The following is a 16232-nucleotide window of genomic DNA, read 5'->3' on the forward strand; positions in this document are numbered from 1 at the left end:
GGGCGAAAAATGGAAAGGTCAGGGTGAGGTAATAAGTGAAGGTTTTTTCTCGCGGGGGGTTCAAGGTCGTCGCCCACGGAGCGATGAGCGTGGACGAATCCCGCCGGGACAATATCTGGAGCGTGGCTTTCCCGTCCTTTCGGCAGGACCGACGCCACACGCCCCTCTCGCACACTGGGATTTTTCCCTGCTTGGAGAGGTCAAGCAACCGAAGCGATGGACCTGGGATGCATTTCGCGACCTGCCACATGAGACGATAACCAAAGACATCCACTGCGTGACCAAGTGGTCAAAACTGGATACGCACTGGGAAGGCGTCTCCGTCGATACACTGCTAGAGCAGGTGGAGTACGATGCCCACTACGTAGTCGCCTTCGGTGATGGCGGCTATACCATCAACCTTCCGCTGGCAGACGTCCTCGATGGGAAGGCGTGGGTCGTCTATGGGTATGAGGGGCAGCCTCTCTCCCCTGTACACGGTGGTCCGGCACACTTGCTGGTTCCCCATCTCTACTTCTGGAAGAGCGCCAAGTGGATTCGGGGCCTGCGATTGGTTGATCAGGTTCTCTTTCCTTTTAGTTACTTTTTCGTTACTATACCATATTTTTGCATGTACCTGTCAAAATGTATGCGACTTAGCACACTGGCTCCATACGAAAGCAAGCGTGAGAAATCAAGGAGATTGATCCTGTCCTGAGAAGGTGTAAACTACTGTAAACTATATAGTGGGAAGAGCGAAAAATTCGCTTGAAAGAATCATCAGTAATGAAGATGCTGGGCCCCTTGATGCCAGGAGAAAAGCTTGACACTCCTGTTTCTTGAATGGATAAAACCCAATACAGGGGGATTTCTATCTATTTATTGAGAAGGAGCATATGCCTGAAAAGGAGACATCTACGCGCTTACAGGGAAAAACGGCATTGGTCACGGGGAGTACCTCAGTTCTGCACTCTCCAGATCACCAAATGTAAGCCAGATCCGAAAGGAGATATGCATGCAGAAGCCTTCCTGGTGGCAACGACTCCACTGGCCCGAATATGGCTCAGAGTTGCTGGGAACCGCGTTTCTCGTCTTCATCGCGTTAAGCGCAGTTACCTTCGATTTTGGTTTGGGTTCCCCATTGGCTGTCGTGTTTCCCGATAGCAGCGTGCGTCGGCTAATTACGGGGCTGATCCTCGCGGGAAGCGGACCGCTTGTAGCCATCTCGCCTCTTGGCAAGCTGAGCGGTGCTCACATCAATCCCGCTGTCTCGCTGGCGTTCTGGCTGCAGGGCAAGATGCATCAGCACGACCTTGTCTGCTATATGGCAGGCCAATTTCTCGGCGCAGCGCTTGGCGCAGGATTAGTCGTGCTCATCTGGAGGGAGCGGGCGGCAAGTGTCCATAATGGCGTCACTGTTCCAGGGGTCGGATATCCCATCTGGAGCGTCTTTCTGATCGAGATGGGACTTACCTGCCTGCTGGTTCTGGTGATTTTTCTCTTTGTCAGCAGCCATCGCCTGATGCTCTGGACTCCTTTGATATCCTGGCTTCTCGTGGCGTTCATGTACTGGCTGGCTGCGCCCATCTCTGGCTCCAGCCTGAATCCCGCTCGCAGCTTTGGCCCTGCACTGGTTTCCTGGTATTGGCGCGACCAATGGTTGTATTATCTTGCTTCTCCCATCGGGGCGCTGCTTGCCGTCATCCTCTTCCGATCGCTGAGCCTGGTGGGCATCCACGATGTGTTGACGGCCAAGATGTTCCACGCTCCGTACTATCGATGCATCTTCAAGAATGTCAAAGCGCCACAGTTGAATACCGATCAGGATGGGAAATTGATCGAACCTAACAAAACATACTGACTCACGGCATCGGTGTATGCTTTTCGTACCTCCTCCTCCTCGCGACTCTTCCAAACTTTTGGTGACTGAGGATCCCGTATGCAAGCAGAGGCCTTCCGTTCGTGTCAACCACCAATGATACATCAGCAAAAACACTGTCCTTCAGAGACACCGAGGTAGGCACCGACAGATACTGCATCATCGATGTGAACGGATCTCCATCCTGTTCTCAGTTCCCAGCCATGCTTGGGCCTCATCTAGCAATCGTGCTTACGCGATCGGTAAGACCCGCAAGCGCAAGAGATCGATCTTGGCGCGTCCATACATCTGTCGTTTGAGCAGTTTGAGTCGCATAATTTGTCCTTCAACCTGCCCAGTACTCCATGGTTCCGTGAGTGCAGCCTGGGCGGCTGCATATTCGTTCATGAGCCTCGTGTCTGCTTTGAGCAAGGAGATATTCGGCATCTGCCCGAAGCCGACCAGACCTTCGATGCGGTGGTCTGCATCTGGGTCATTGAAACCCTGGATGATCCTCGTGCAGCAGTTTCGGCGTTCGTCCAAGGGATCAAGCTAGATAGCCTGGTGCTCGCCACCTTTTGTCGTCTGCCAAACAATCGGCTGGGAAACGCGCTCCAAACCTCGCCACGGATGCTGGCCCTCCCGCAAAGTTGATGATAAGTTCAACAATAATAAGCAAGGGATACATGCTATGAGCTCTCATCGCACAGCTTCTCGAAGACGAATAGCACCTAGTAACTCATCATTCATCATGATCTGGTATCGACAGAGGAGGAAACAACCATCCTGGAGAGCGTAAAGATCGCAAACGTGCCGCGCCCCATGTTGCGATTTCCTTGCCAACCGGCAATCGAGACCGTCCCTTCCCTGTCTTCGGCGATGTTGGAGCAGATCAGCGGTAAGCTCTCGCCATCAACCTGCTTTGACACCTGTCTCGGACGGTTGGATACATCAGTTTGGAACAGGGTGGTATGCTAACAAGGGTGACCGCCGAGAAGTGGTCCTTTGTTCTCTGAGAGACAAGCAGTGAAGCGTTTTTCCCGAACGATCTCGACTGCTCTGTTTACTCTCGACACAGGGGGATGACGTATGCAAGCAACGAATCAAGCTGTTCAACAGGCTATTGAAGACTGTAAAGAGTGTCATGCGATCTGCGTCCAAACGATCCAGTATGATATCCTGCACGGTGGTCCCCACATAGCGCCTGATCATCTGCGGCTCTTAGAGGACTGTGCCCAGATCTGCCAGCTCAGCGAAGATCTCATGCTGCGCAGTTCCCCCTCCTCTCCAGCCATCTGCGAGGTTTGCGCTGATGTGTGTGACCAGTGCGCCGTGTCCTGTGATCAGGTAGGGCAAGGCACCGACGCCCAACTGAGAGCCTGCGCTGATCAGTGCCGGCGCTGTGCCCAATCCTGTCGGCAGATGGCTCACACGCGGCCATAACTGCGCGCCCGTTTTTGTCATGGGCATGTTCACTGCCTTGCCGTCTTTCAGAGGAAGACGAAGAGGAAGATGGTTTGAAGCAGCATATCGTGTGTCGCCGTCGAACCATGGTAGTTCCGTTTGCGTCTTGCGCGCCACCATACTGGTGGCGCACGCGATGAGCAAGGCTCCACCATCCCCTGGTACGATGGCCCCTCCACCACCCCCTTTTCACGGGTAGGTTTTTTGGTGACGCTTTGCAGCCTGTTTGCGCCACTTCCGCCGAGCTTTTTCTTTCCGTTTCCGTTCCTTGAGCCGATGTTTCTTGGTCCAACTCGACACTTCCTTCGGCAACGGATAGAGACGCGTTGTCCAGGGTTGTGGCACATACCTGCCCATTGGAAACTCTTGCGCTCTCATGAGCACGGCCAGAATCGTTACACGCCCTCGTAAGAAACAACTCTCTTCGCGTCCTCGAGGTCGTTTCTCTTCTTGACATTGGCTTCTTTCTCATGCTTTTCCCCTCTCCTCTTCCTGTCGGTATTCTTCTTCCCATGCTTCCTCTTCTCCTCCCACCTGCACCATGGAATTGCCCCGAATTTGGAGGGTCGGAGAAGAGAAATTTTGGTAGAATGAACACAGGAGGGTCCAATGGGCAAATCTCAACCGACCTACAGTAAAGAATTCAAGCAGCAGGCTGTCACATTATTTGAAACAGGTGGCAAGACTAAAACACAAATAGCCAGAGATTTAGGTATTTCCGATAGTGCCTTAAGTAAATGGTGCAAAGAATTTGGAGAGCATGGGGCAGAGGCGTTTCCTGGGAAGGGTCATCAAACGTCGATCGAAGAGGAAAATAAGCGATTAAAACGCGAAAACGAGATTCTGAGGCAAGAAAGGGACATATTAAAAAAAGCCATGAGCATCTTCGCGCAGCCCCATCCGTAAAATTTCAGTTCATCCATGAGCATCGCCAGCTCTTTCCGCTTCTTCGCATGTGCCAGGTCCTGGAGGTCTCGGAAAACGGCTATTACAACTGGCGCAAAAGAGGAAAAAGCCAAAGAAAACGGGATGATGAACAGCTTACGGAGCGGATTGAAGATGCCTATCATCAAAACAGGGGTCAGTATGGAAGCCCACGTATTCATGCGGAATTGAAGGGACTGGGCATTCACTGCGGCAGAAAACGAGTGGCGCGGTTGATGCAGGCTAGGCAGTTGAGTGCTCGCAAGCGGAAGCGAAAACCACGCACGACGAACAGTCAGCATGGGTTTCCGCTCGCCCCCAATCTGCTGGAGCAGGATTTTACTGCGGATGCCCCCAATACCAAGTGGGTGTCAGATGTGCGCCCGTAAGGCGCGTTTTGTAGTGTCTTGGAGAGGACTGCGGGTAGAGAGATCCCGTATAACCACCGAACTTACCGGAGGGGGAAACCCTACATGGGACCAGAGCATATTCGGAAAGCGACAGAGTTGGAATTCAGCTTACAGCTCGTGGCGCAAGGTCAGGAGTGGCATGGTCAAGGCTACACTGCTTTAAACCCAGTCTCCTGGTTGCAAACCCACAGGCGAGCGCAGGCTGACTGAAGCGCACGCAGAGGTGATGTACAGAGGTTTAAATCTGAGACTTCTGTACTCTCTCATTGCCTCTCGGCGGGGAAGAAGCCCCGAAAAGGAGATGAACGGGAACCTACACCACTCGATGATACAAAATGACGGCTAAACGGGGATCACCTAAAACAGGGTGCCAGAAATGGCTATGCGTCTTGGTTCTGAAAACCTGTCATGGTGACGGAGTGTCCGTAGTAGTTGGCAGCAGATAACACCTGCTACGTAGCGAAGGGACACAGGTGATGCATGGATAAAACGGCAAGGGATGCGCAATGCAGAGAGCCGAACCGAAAAAACCATGCAGAGCTGGAAAGCCGGATACCAGGAAACCGGTACGTCCGGTTTGGTGGGGGGGTCACAGAAACCTGGCCTGGCAACAGGAGAAGGCGCTGGGTCCCTACCCAACTTTACATACCTTGAGACGCGAGAAGGGTGGCTTTATCTGGCAGGCGTCCTTGATGTCTATTCACGCAGAATCGTCGGATGGTCCATGAGTGAGCAGCATGATACATCGTTGGTGCAAACCGCATTGCAGATGGCACTTCTGCAGCGCAAGCCAGGCGCTGGCCTGATTCATCACTCAGACCGCGGCAGCGAATATGCCAGCACCAGGTATCAAATGCTGCTGCACGAGCACCAGATTCAGGTGAGTATGAGCAAAAAAGGAGATTGCTACGACAATGCGATGATCGAGAGCTTTTGGGCGACACTGAAGAAAGAGTGTGCTGAGACAAGCGTCTTTTCCAGTCGAAATGAGGCAAAAAGAACGATTTTCGAGTACATCGAAGTGTATTATCATCGAAAGCGACGACATTCTTCTTTAGGCTATCTGAGTCCTGTTGAGTATGAAAAACAAGGAACACAGACAGATGGTGCGTATTCTTGACGAATGTCCGATTTATATGATAAAATATACGTATTACGTAATACGTAAAAATATCCAGTTACATACTCTTTTGATGCATCTCTATGGACTCACTTTTTCCGTTTGAGTCCCCTCCAAAAACGGGTCAATTCCAAGACTCTTGATAAGCCATGAGAGTCCTTCACGCTCTTTTCGAAGATAAGAGGGGCCATCAAGCAAGCTCTCTTTCACCAAAGCTGACACTGTTGGGAAACCCTTCCGCTTTCAGGAGCCCTTCTGTATGGTAGGATGAGAAGCAAAAGAAGAAACCAAAAAAGAACCTGAAAGCTGGAGAAAATCCATGACATTGCATTCGCAAAACGACTTTTCGATCCCAGAGGAAACCATCCGTGTCGCTCGTGCAGCCTATCCGAAAGGCAATCCGTATCTGAAACTGCGGGATGCCCTGGGGACCATCTACCAGAATCAATCGTTTGTGCATCTCTTTCCAGACAATGGGCGACCAGCTCAAGCCCCATGGCGGCTCGCCTTGATCACTGTCCTCCAGTTTCTAGAAGAATTACCTGACCGGCAAGCCGCTGATGCGGTTCGCGGACGGATTGATTGGAAGTATTTGCTAGGGTGACTCCGGTTTCGATTTTACAGTGCTTTCGGATTTTCGCGCGCGTCTCCTTCAAGGGAACGCGGAGCAAGCCTTGTTAGATGCTCTGCTGACGTTATTCAAAGAGCAAGGGTGGCTGAAAGAACGAGGAAAACAGCGAACAGACTCCACACATATTCTGGCCAAAGTGCGAGCCATTAACAGACTGATGTGTGTAGGAGAGGCCATGCGTTTTGTCCTCAACAGCTTGGCAGTTGTGGCCGGAGACTGGCTGCTGGAGCACAGTGATGAGATCTGGCTTCGCCGCTATGGCCATCGCATCGAAGAGAAGCTCTTTCCGAAGAGTCAGGAGAGTCGTCTAGCGGTGGCCGAAACTATTGGACAAGATGGGTGGAAACTCCTCACCAACCTGTTTGATCCGGCTGCTCCGGCGTGGTTGCGTGAAATTCCTGCAGTTGATGGGCTTCGTCGCATTTGGATACAGAACTACCGCTCTGAGGATGGTCAGGTCCATTGGCGCGAACAGCCAGATATTCCTCCGGCAGCGCTCTTCATCAATTCTCCTTACGATCACGAGGCACGCTACGGTAAGAAATACAGCACGCGCTGGACTGGCTACAAGGTCCATCTGACCGAAACCTGTGAGCAAGATCAGCCTCATTTGATCGTTCATGTCGCCACGACGCCTGCGCCCACAAGTGACGTTGTCATGACAGAGGTCATTCAGGCTGATTTGCAACAAGCCCAGATGCCGCCTCGTCAGCATTTGCTGGATGCTGGCTACATCAATGCAGATGTGTTGGCCGATGCCGAATCTCGCTTTGGAATTGAAATCATTAGCCCTGCCCATCCCGATGTCAAATGGCAGGCGAATACGGACCAGGGGATTGACGCCAGCCAGTTTGTTATCGATTGGGAACGGAAGCAGGCGATATGCCCACAAGGACAGACGAGCGTCAGTTGGACACCAACATTTGATACTCGCCAGCATGAGGTGATTAAAATTCGGTTTTCAACGAAAGACTGCCAACGCTGCCCAGCCCTCACACGCTGTACCTCTTCAAAGTCTCGTGCTCCTCGACGCCTCTTGTCCGTGCGGCCTCAGCACCAATATGAAGCATTGAAAACAGCTCGGAAAGCCCAGGCCACAAAAAAATTCTCTCGACAGTACGCATTGCGTTCAGGGATCGAAGCTACCATTTCTCAAGGCGTTCGCGCCTTTGGTCTCCGGCGATCGCGCTATATCGGTTTGGCAAAAACTCACCTCCAGCATATTGGCATAGCCGCCGCTATCAATCTGGTTCGCGTGGTTGCCTGGTTAGATGGCGACGAACTCGCTCCCACACGTGTTTCGGCATTCCAGAGGCTGTACGCTGCGGCTTAGGAGGTTTCCCAACAGTGTATTCTGAAAATACCAAAAAAAATACAGAAGCCTCCCCTCACCCACTCTCTCTGGTCGTGGTTTGTCTAGAAGTTCTTCGTCATCGATCTTTGCTGTTCAGGCTACTGGCTGCGGCGGCCGCGTGAGTTGATACCCCATATGTTCCAGACGACGAACCAGTTGGCGCCCAAACTTGCTGCGATCCCCTTGCTGGAAAAACTCCACTCCTTTCTCCTGATATTCCTGACCAGTTTTCATCATCTGACAGTAAATGACGAGAATATCGTGTCCAATGGCCAACGCCGCTCGTTTACTCCCTCGGCGTTTTTTCAGACGGCGATACCGCTCTCCCAAGTACGTGCGCGATCGACGCACTCCATGGGCAGCTTGCACCAGCGCCTCTCGCACATATCGATTGCCTTTCTTACACTTGCCACTCAGCCGCTTTCCTGCGCTTTCCTTCTGTCCCGGGCAAACACCAGCCCAAGAACTGAGATGCTCGGCATCGGGAAAGCGCTGAAGATCGGTTCCTACCTCTGCCATCAACACGTACAGGACGTGTCGGCTCACCCCATTGATCTTTTCACAGCGCGTGATCTGTTCTGCAAAAGGGTGCAAGCGGCGCTCGATCTCCTCTTCCAGGTGCGTGATCGAGCGATCTTGCACGGTAATCAGGGAGAGCAACTCTCGTAGCAAGAAGCGATGGTGCTCTCGCACTTCTCCCGTCAAAGCCACCACGATCTGCTCCTGACTCGCCTGCACACCCGGATGCACCCGCTTGGCCAGCCGTTCCGGATCACGTTCCCCTTCGCAGAGTGCCTGTAAGATGGCTCTCCCAGACAAGCCCAGAATATCGCTGAGAACCGTTGCCAATTTTATCCCAGCCTCTTCGAGCACTTTATGCACCCGATTGACCAGGCGAGTGCGTTCTCGGACCAGACTCACCCGCAGTCGCGTGAGATCCCGCAGGTCTTGTTGTTCCTGGCTGGGCACAAAACTGGGGTTGAAGAGTCCGTGTTGGAGCAAACTGGCAATCCATTCTGCATCCTGCACGTCCGTTTTGCGCCCGGGCACGGCTTTGATATGTTGTGCGTTGGCCACCACCAACTCGAAGAAGCCCTCCAGGCGTCGATACACCGACATCCAATATACTCCCGTGCTTTCCATGCCGACATGTGTACATCGTTCTTGCAATAACCAGGCACGCAGGGCCAGGAGATCCGCCGTTTCATGACGAAACGTGCGGAGGTAGTGGTGCCGTTTTCCTCCCTCCATACGCATTAAGTTAAGAAAGATGGCCAAAAAAGACTCCATCTGACATCATGAAAACAAACATCAAACCGATTTTCCTGATGAAGAAGGAGTTCACAGCGATGAGTGTATCACAGCAGGCTGAGGCGTTAAAGCAGATCTTGGAAGAGGAAGCCGGGCGTTTGGCGAGAGAAACCGGATGTATTGAACGCGAGCGAGTGATCAGTGGAGCCGATTTTGCGCAAGCACTGATTCTGGGATGGTTACAGCGACCTGATGAGCGTGTGGAAGGTTTTGTCCAACTGCTCTCGCGCCGCGAGGTCAACGTCACGGCCTCGGGATTCAGCCAGCGCTTTACTCAAGCGGCAGCCACCTTTCTGCAACAGGTGCTCGAGCGGCTCACGCAGGTGCAGATACAAGCAGAGGCAGTCGATGTGGCTCTCTTACGCCGGTTTCGCGCCGTCATCGTCGAGGATAGTTCTTCGATCCTCTTGCCCGCAGAGTTGGCCTCAATCTGGCAAGGATGGGGAAACGGGGAGCAGGTCAATGCCGCTGCAGTCAAGTTGTTCGTGCGTTGGGATGTGCTGGGTGGCAAGCTGGAAGGGCCACGGCTGACGGATGGACGACAGACTGATACCAAGAGTCCGTTCAACACAGATACGCTGCCTGATGGTGGACTCTACCTAGCCGACCTCGGTTTTTTCAGTTTGGGACGTTTAACTGGCTTAGCTCACCGCACAGAGGGCAGCAAACGCTTTTTTGTGATGCGGTGGCAATACGGGACAGGCCTCTTTACCAGATCTGGGCATCAGATCGAACTGCGAGGAGTATTACCGCAGCGGGAGGGAGAAGCCAAAGAGATGGGCGTGCTCCTGGGCAAACAGGCAAGGCTCCCAGTGCGACTGATCATGATCCGGGTTTCTGAGAAGGTTGCTGAGCAGCGCCGCAAGCGCATTCGAGAGCGAGCCCAGGATCATAGCACCAGGCCATCCGAGGAACTGCTGTATTTGGCAGGCTGGACCATCGTGGTCAGTAATGTGCCGCATGCTCGACTCAGCTTGCCGGAAGCCTTGGTGCTCCTTCGGCTGCGGTGGCAAATCGAGCGGCTCTTCCGTTTGTGGAAAGAACATGGTCAGATTGACGAATGGCGCACGAAGAAACGCTGGCGCATTCTCTGCGAGCTCTACGCGAAACTGGCTGCGATGGTGATCCAGCAATGGCTTATCCATGAAGGCTGTTGGCATGATCCCTGGCGCAGTTTGGTTCAAGCAGCCGCGGTCGTTCGTAGAGAAGCGAACCGTATCATGGTTGCCTTATATGAAGGGAAGGTAGAACAAGTCTTGCATTCAATTGTGCGTGGGATGAAATCGGGCTGTCGCATTCAAAGACGCCGAAGCCATCCCAGCACCGCCCAACTTCTGTTGGAGGGACTCGATTGGGAACTATGCTTAACTTAATGCGTATGGTGGTGCCGTTTTCCTCCCTCCACCAGAATCAAGCACACCACCACAAAGCGCTGATGCACATCTATCCCTGCACACCGTTCATACATCACTTCCAGGCTCATGGTTCTCGCTCCTTTCTTTTTTATCCCACCTATCTGCGGCACCATCCCAGGGGGTGTCTGTTCTTGTACAGTGTATTCTTCGTGCTCTTGCACTCGGCTCTCACCGATTGGGCAACATGGAGTGGTTCGTCCAGACACCTCAGTACAGTTTCAAAAACACGTTCGGACGCTGTATACTGTTGGTCGTCTTTTCTCTGGAACGCTGCCACCTTGATTCTACCCTTTTTCATACGGAGTGGTGCGCCTGCGGCGCATGACGTTTCAAAGCTGTGTATGAGCCCTTTTTTTAACTCATAAAAATTGGCTTTCCCCTCTTTTCATGGTTAAGAAATGCTCTCAGCTAAATTCAATGCAGGTCAATATAAATGTAGATTTAAATATGTGAAAAGTCCAACTATTCCGACAAACAACAGAAATGGTAAGGCATGGGTGTCCGTCATTTTTTGCATGCAAAAATGAAAAGTTATTGGGGACAAGCCCCAAATACACGGTGATATTCTATTTTGCCACTTTTTGTACGGGTGCCCATCATTGACCGGGATGGAATAAGTTGCTTCAATAAAGTGTTTTGTAGAGAGAGCTGAATAATCTCAGCTTGCTTAAGGAATTGACATTTAGATAAACAGGACTTGTCAGAACATGGTGTGCACGTTCCGAAAAAGAGAAAACTGGATCATGGGGGGTCATCATCCAAGCTCGTCAGCCCTTCGATGTGGCTTTCGGCTTGCTTTTGAGGACCACCGGATAGCGTGGAGCGGGTCGGGGACGGAACCCCGGTGGTCGCCCAGGCGATTTTCCTCGTCTTTGGCACACACGAGTGGGTGTGCCAAGCTGCTGCAAAATCGTTGGCATGACACGACGGACCTGCCGTGGCGTGATTGGCCGCTGGTGGCTTTCCCAAGGGCGAAAGCAGGCTTGCCCCAACGAACGAGCCAGCCACAGCTGGTTGAAAGCCAAGGCGACCAACAGACTCCAGCGTTCAAATTGTTCTGGCGTACGCACATGTGCTTGAGCCCAGAGCAAATCTTGCTTCATAAAGCGATAGCCATGTTCCTGAGAAAACCGCCGAGCATACACCGAGGAGATGTCGGACAAGGCGATATCAGGTCCCAGCATCACAAACCAACTCTCACGAGGATCGCGCTTGCTGTCCTTGGCTCCCTCTCGAATGAGACGAACGACACTCAGGGACAGATCACGCGCTTGCCGAACGTGCAATCCATCCCAGCGTGTTACGCTGATGAGCTTGCCAGCACGATCATGGTCCTGGTAGCTTGCGTTCTCTCCGCTCAACGTTTCAGGTCGACTTCCTTGCAGCACAGGACCATCCAGGGGCATTCTGCCTCGGGCATGAGTGCGCACCGGGGCTCGATACAGCTTCCGATTGCGTTTGAGACGAATGAGCACGCGACATCCCAACTGCTGGCACGCTCGCAAGAACTCGGCGCTGGCATACCAGCGATCGGCCAGGACCACGACCGGACGTGTGATCAATGGAAGCAGTTCCTGCAGTTGTGCAATGGCGACCTCAATGGCCGTTTGACTGGTACTGATGCGGCGTTGATCCAAGATGGCAACCCAACTGCTTGGTTGCTCAGGCAGCAACATGACGGTCGAAAACTGCCATCCCGCGCTCACCGGTTTGGTCACGCGAGGCAAATTGGGGACGTAGATGATTCCTCGGTCGGCACTTGTCTCGGCTTCAGGTCGGCCAATACTGCTGGCATCAACGCCAATCCAGAGTGGCTCCTGATCGTCGAGCTCCTGCAGCACCGCTTCCAGCGTCATTGCTCGCAAAACGTGCTCATTGATCTGGCCATGTTCAAGCGCTTGATAGAGACTGGGCCAACGGCGCTCAAAGCATGGCGAAAGCGAGAGTTCCACCAGCGAACGAGCGTGCGGCTCACTCAAGAGGGCATCGCACGTATTGAACAAGCTATCGGCTCCCCGTTCAAAACAGCCATAGGCGTGCTGACGAAATTGCTTCAATGTGTTAAAGTGCACGATGTAGTGTCCTTTGCTTTCTTTGCTTTATGTTTTGCAAGTACACTACATCCATTGGCGGCTCTTGGCAATCCAAGGCTGCCTTTTTTACTGGTTTATCTAAACGTCAATAAGGAAAACAGGCGCTGAAAGAACCTGAGATCCTTTTACTTCCTAACAAAAATTCATTGATGGAGACCCCTATGCTCGATTTTAGTGCAGTGACAAGCGGCTCTCAGACCCTGGCAGACATAGCCGCTGGTCTGACAAAGACCGATCTTTATCAGCTTACCGATGAAACGATCAATGTAATGCAAGAGATCATTACTGATACAGTTGATGCGGACGTGACATTCGTGCCGCTAGATCCCCAGGCGAACGATACCTTTGGGAATTCTGAAGAGGCCGCCCTGGCGTGGACCCTGGGCCACGTGGTGGTTCACGCCACCGCTTCATCCGAAGAGGCCGCCGCCCTGGCTCTCGTGCTGGCCCGTGGTCTGCAGGTTGAGGGTCGTTCGCGTTACGAGACTCCCTGGGAGAGCGTGACAAGTATCGCTCAGGTGCGCCAGCGTCTTGAGGAGAGCCGTCGTATGCGTAAAGCTATGCTCGACGCGTGGCCTGACGAGCCTCACCTGGATACTATAATGACATATTCATTCTTCCCGCAAGCTGGCGAACTCAATGCCATTGGCCGCTTTATCCTGGGTTTATACCACGATGCATCTCATCTGGATCAAATGCGTGAAATAGTGCACCAGGCAAGCGCGTCTCGTGTGTGACATTGTTGTGATGGGGCGGCTAAAGTCGCTCCATAGCTCTGCAAAAAGGTTCTGTCAGAACTGAGATCACAGAAAAGCTTAATGGACGCATGGAATGCTTACCTCTCACTCATTGACCTATGAGGCTGCTTGTATCACTGTCTGCAAAACGGCCAGACGCTGGAGAAAAGCCTGTCGTTGTTCCCGGAGCGAGACCACTTCGCCCATGATGCGGCGAGGACGGAGATCATTGCGCAATTCGTCAAAGGCACAACAGAAGCGTGCTGCCGCTTCAACTGTTCTAAAGCCGCGCATGGGATAATACCGCTGTTTGATGCCCCGATGATCTTGCTCTAGCCGATTATTGAGGTATTTGCTCGTTCGATGCTGAACATGGTTGCCCATTGTCTCGCGGATGGCACGCGGATAGGACGTATGGCCATCGGTTATCACCTGATCGGGAACAGAACCAACCACAGCAACCGCCTGTCTGAAAAACTTCTGAGCTGATTCCATATTTCGCTTCTCGCTCAACAGAGAATCAACCAGATTACCTTCGTGGTCGATCGCCCGATATAAATAACACCATTTCCCATGCACTTTGATGTAGGTTTCATCGACATACCAGGACCTCCCTGCTTGTCCCTGCCTCTTGATGCGTAACTGATCCTTTATCAAGGGCGCAAACCGCGCTTCCCAGTCTCGGATGGCTTCATGCGTGAAAGGAAAGCCGCGCGCTAAAAACATCTCAGCCACATCCCGCAGGCTCAGCTTATAGCGGAGCTGCCATATGACCGCAAGCAGAACAATGTCTGTCGGAAATTCCAGATAGTTAAAAGGAGTGCCAGTTCGTTCGTTGAATGTATGTCTGCACTGAGTGCAAAAGAACGTCGTGTAGCCAAGTTTGGTTTTCTTTGCGCGTTTCCTGGTCGTGATTGCAGTACAAAAAGGACAGCTCATTGCTCAACATTCCTTGCTCCATCAAATGATGAGATCAGCATACCAGAAATGGAGCCTCTGTGCCAAATGGAGTTTGAGTTCTGACAGAACCCATCGCCTCTACCCCCTTTCCGAGAGGATGGTCAGGCTTTTGCCTTGCTCCGATGCCTCGTGTCTTTCCTGGCGCGGAGTGATCTGCTTGCGGATGACCCCAAGACGCGGAAATGAGAACCATCACTGATGAACTTCCACCAAGCGAGATGCGCCTGGCACGCGCGAACCTTTTGTGGCTCTCGCTCGTAACAGGAAACAGCACACGACCGAAGGAGCTAACCAGCGTCCTATGCAAGAGAAAAGCGATGAGCAGTTGATGATAGCCGTGATGACAGGCGATCAGGTGGCATTAGCCGCGCTGGTGACCCGCCATCACGCCCCACTGCTCGGCTATCTTTATCGTCTCGTCGGCGGAGATCGGCAGCTTTCCGAAGATCTGGTTCAGGAAACCCTGCTGCACGTGCTGCGGCAGCACACGTACCAGGCCGCTCGCCCATTCAAGCCCTGGCTCTACGCGATTGCCACCAACCTGGCACGCGACTATTTCAAGTCAGCCGCGGTGCGACAACGCTGGCAAAGTGGTGACTCTGAGGAAGCGCTGCTCTACCTGTACGACAGCGAGTCTTCCCCGGAAGAACATGTCCTGGCGGCAGAGCAGGGCAGCGAAGTGCGAGCGGCGCTCGCTCAGCTGCGTGAGGAATATCGCGTCGTGTTGTTGCTGCGCTTTTATCAAGGGTTCAGCTTACAAGAAATCGCTGAGACGCTTCACATCCCGCTGGGTACAGTCAAATCGCGGCTCTCGGTGGGCGTCCACCGCTTGCGCAACGTGCTGGTTCCAGTACAGAAAGGAGTGGACTAGATGCCCCATCCTCAATCCTCCTGGCCATTTGAGCAACCAGAGCAGTTGGCAGATATGCTGCGCGAGCAGGGAGCTACGCCAGAAGAGTGTGCCGATTTGCTCCCCGCCTTGCGTCGCCTCTCCGAGTGGCAGGCGCCACAGCCGGACCCCGCAGACACCCGGCGCCTGCTCGCCCGACTGGCGCCTGCGCTGCCTGCGCTCTCACTCGTGCGCCAGGCCATCCGCGAGCACCGGCAGCATCGCATATCCTGGCTGCTGGCAACGGCCCGCGCGCAGGTCTGCCTCTTTGGTCTGGGCTTCTGGCTGGTGAGCGCGCTCATCACCCTGGTAGGCGCAGGGGTTGTGTTGAACGTGGTTTCAGATCAAGCATTGGTAGGGGCAAGGATTGTGGTGAGCAATCCGCTTCTGGTTCAGGCACTGGTGTTGGGAGTCAGTGGGCCCCTGCTCGCCTATCTGGGGACCATCGTTGCCTTTCGCGGGAGAGGAGCGCGCACCCTGGAATTGGAGCTGGTCTGCCTACCCTCACCGCTGCAACTGGCCCTGGCCCGGCTAGTAATTGTGCTGGGCTATGATGTGGGCCTGGGTCTCGCGCTGAGCCTGGTGCTCTGGGCGGGTGGCACTGAGCAGGCGCTGGCGCTGACGCTCTCCTGGCTCATGCCCCTGTTCCTGGTAGCGGGGCTGGCCCTGCTGCTCTCGTTGCGCCTCTCGGTTCAGGCAGCAGCCTCCCTGGCCTATGGGAGCTGGCTGGCCTTCCTGGCCATCAGCATCATCTCCCCTCTTCAGGTGTTCCTGCTCGCGCCTGCGCTTGCGGTGCTGCCGGGCTGCATCGGCCTGGCGCTACTGGTCATCGCGCTACTGCGCATCCATACCGACATGCATCGCCTGCTCCCTCAACCATAGGGTTCGCGAACCTTTTTGGGGGCTGGCTCGTAAGAGGGGACGTGCAGCTCGTGCTGCAAACTCGAATACACAAAAGGAGATTACCATTTGCGTCCGTAAAAGGCACTTCTTGTAATGCTCCTGAACGGAGTCGCGGGTAGAGAGATCCCGCGTGGTCACCTGGCTAACCTGAGACGGAAACGCCAAAAGGGAACAGAGCATACCA

General features: G+C 53.5%; 11 protein-coding genes and 4 pseudogenes. 12 read left to right on the top strand and 3 right to left on the bottom strand.

Annotation, left to right across the window (positions count from 1 at the left end; translation table 11 throughout):
- Window positions 1-31 precede the first annotated feature (31 nt).
- The 8 genes and pseudogenes from JMI88_RS32055 to JMI88_RS32095 form a co-directional block, all read left to right on the top strand.
- Window positions 32-562: pseudogene (locus JMI88_RS32055) on the top strand (molybdopterin-dependent oxidoreductase); the annotation flags it as partial.
- Window positions 563-994: 432 nt separating this feature from the next.
- The gene (locus tag JMI88_RS32060) at window positions 995-1840 is read left to right on the top strand and encodes an MIP/aquaporin family protein (RefSeq protein ID WP_201366121.1); all 846 of its coding nucleotides are present in this window, start codon (window positions 995-997) and stop codon (window positions 1838-1840) included.
- Between the two features lie 336 nt (window positions 1841-2176).
- Entirely contained in the window at window positions 2177-2491 is a 315-nt protein-coding gene (locus JMI88_RS32065) for a class I SAM-dependent methyltransferase (protein WP_201366122.1), read from the top strand.
- Window positions 2492-2926: 435 nt separating this feature from the next.
- Window positions 2927-3280: a four-helix bundle copper-binding protein gene (locus tag JMI88_RS41240; RefSeq protein WP_505712016.1), complete on the top strand. Its 354-nt coding sequence runs from the start codon at window positions 2927-2929 to the stop codon at window positions 3278-3280.
- A 630-nt stretch (window positions 3281-3910) separates the two neighbouring features.
- Window positions 3911-4602, top strand: a pseudogene (locus tag JMI88_RS41190) (IS3 family transposase); the annotation flags it as partial.
- A 539-nt stretch (window positions 4603-5141) separates the two neighbouring features.
- Complete coding sequence (locus tag JMI88_RS39775; protein WP_236023162.1) at window positions 5142-5363, top strand: hypothetical protein; 222 nt, start codon at window positions 5142-5144, stop codon at window positions 5361-5363.
- A pseudogene (locus JMI88_RS32085) lies at window positions 5273-5755 on the top strand (IS3 family transposase); the annotation flags it as partial. The gene JMI88_RS39775 and the pseudogene JMI88_RS32085, both read left to right, overlap by 91 nt.
- 319 nt (window positions 5756-6074) lie before the next feature.
- Window positions 6075-7719, top strand: a pseudogene (locus tag JMI88_RS32095) (IS1182 family transposase).
- Window positions 7720-7833: 114 nt separating this feature from the next.
- Here the strand turns inward: JMI88_RS32095 and JMI88_RS32100 are convergent.
- Window positions 7834-9018 (bottom strand): IS110 family RNA-guided transposase, encoded by a 1185-nt coding sequence (locus JMI88_RS32100; protein ID WP_236023145.1) that lies wholly within the window; start codon window positions 9016-9018, stop codon window positions 7834-7836.
- A gap of 71 nt (window positions 9019-9089) precedes the next feature.
- Between JMI88_RS32100 and JMI88_RS32105 the strand changes: the two genes are divergently transcribed.
- The gene (locus JMI88_RS32105) at window positions 9090-10424 is read left to right on the top strand and encodes an IS4 family transposase (RefSeq protein ID WP_201366130.1); all 1335 of its coding nucleotides are present in this window, start codon (window positions 9090-9092) and stop codon (window positions 10422-10424) included.
- Between the two features lie 809 nt (window positions 10425-11233).
- Here the strand turns inward: JMI88_RS32105 and JMI88_RS32110 are convergent.
- Window positions 11234-12538, bottom strand: a complete 1305-nt coding sequence (locus JMI88_RS32110) for an NF041680 family putative transposase (RefSeq protein WP_201366131.1) — start codon at window positions 12536-12538, stop codon at window positions 11234-11236.
- Between the two features lie 182 nt (window positions 12539-12720).
- Between JMI88_RS32110 and JMI88_RS32115 the strand changes: the two genes are divergently transcribed.
- The gene (locus JMI88_RS32115; protein ID WP_007913552.1) at window positions 12721-13296 is read left to right on the top strand and encodes a DinB family protein; all 576 of its coding nucleotides are present in this window, start codon (window positions 12721-12723) and stop codon (window positions 13294-13296) included.
- A gap of 117 nt (window positions 13297-13413) precedes the next feature.
- Here JMI88_RS32115 and JMI88_RS32120 read toward each other — a convergent pair whose 3' ends face one another.
- Window positions 13414-14235, bottom strand: coding sequence for an IS6 family transposase (locus JMI88_RS32120; protein ID WP_201366132.1), 822 nt, complete (start codon window positions 14233-14235; stop codon window positions 13414-13416).
- 322 nt (window positions 14236-14557) lie between these two features.
- Between JMI88_RS32120 and JMI88_RS32125 the strand changes: the two genes are divergently transcribed.
- Both JMI88_RS32125 and JMI88_RS32130 read left to right on the top strand, forming a co-directional pair.
- Window positions 14558-15127: an RNA polymerase sigma factor gene (locus JMI88_RS32125; protein WP_201366133.1), complete on the top strand. Its 570-nt coding sequence runs from the start codon at window positions 14558-14560 to the stop codon at window positions 15125-15127.
- Complete coding sequence (locus JMI88_RS32130; RefSeq protein ID WP_201366134.1) at window positions 15128-16027, top strand: hypothetical protein; 900 nt, start codon at window positions 15128-15130, stop codon at window positions 16025-16027.
- Window positions 16028-16232 lie beyond the last annotated feature (205 nt).

Source organism: Dictyobacter formicarum, from assembly GCF_016587435.1.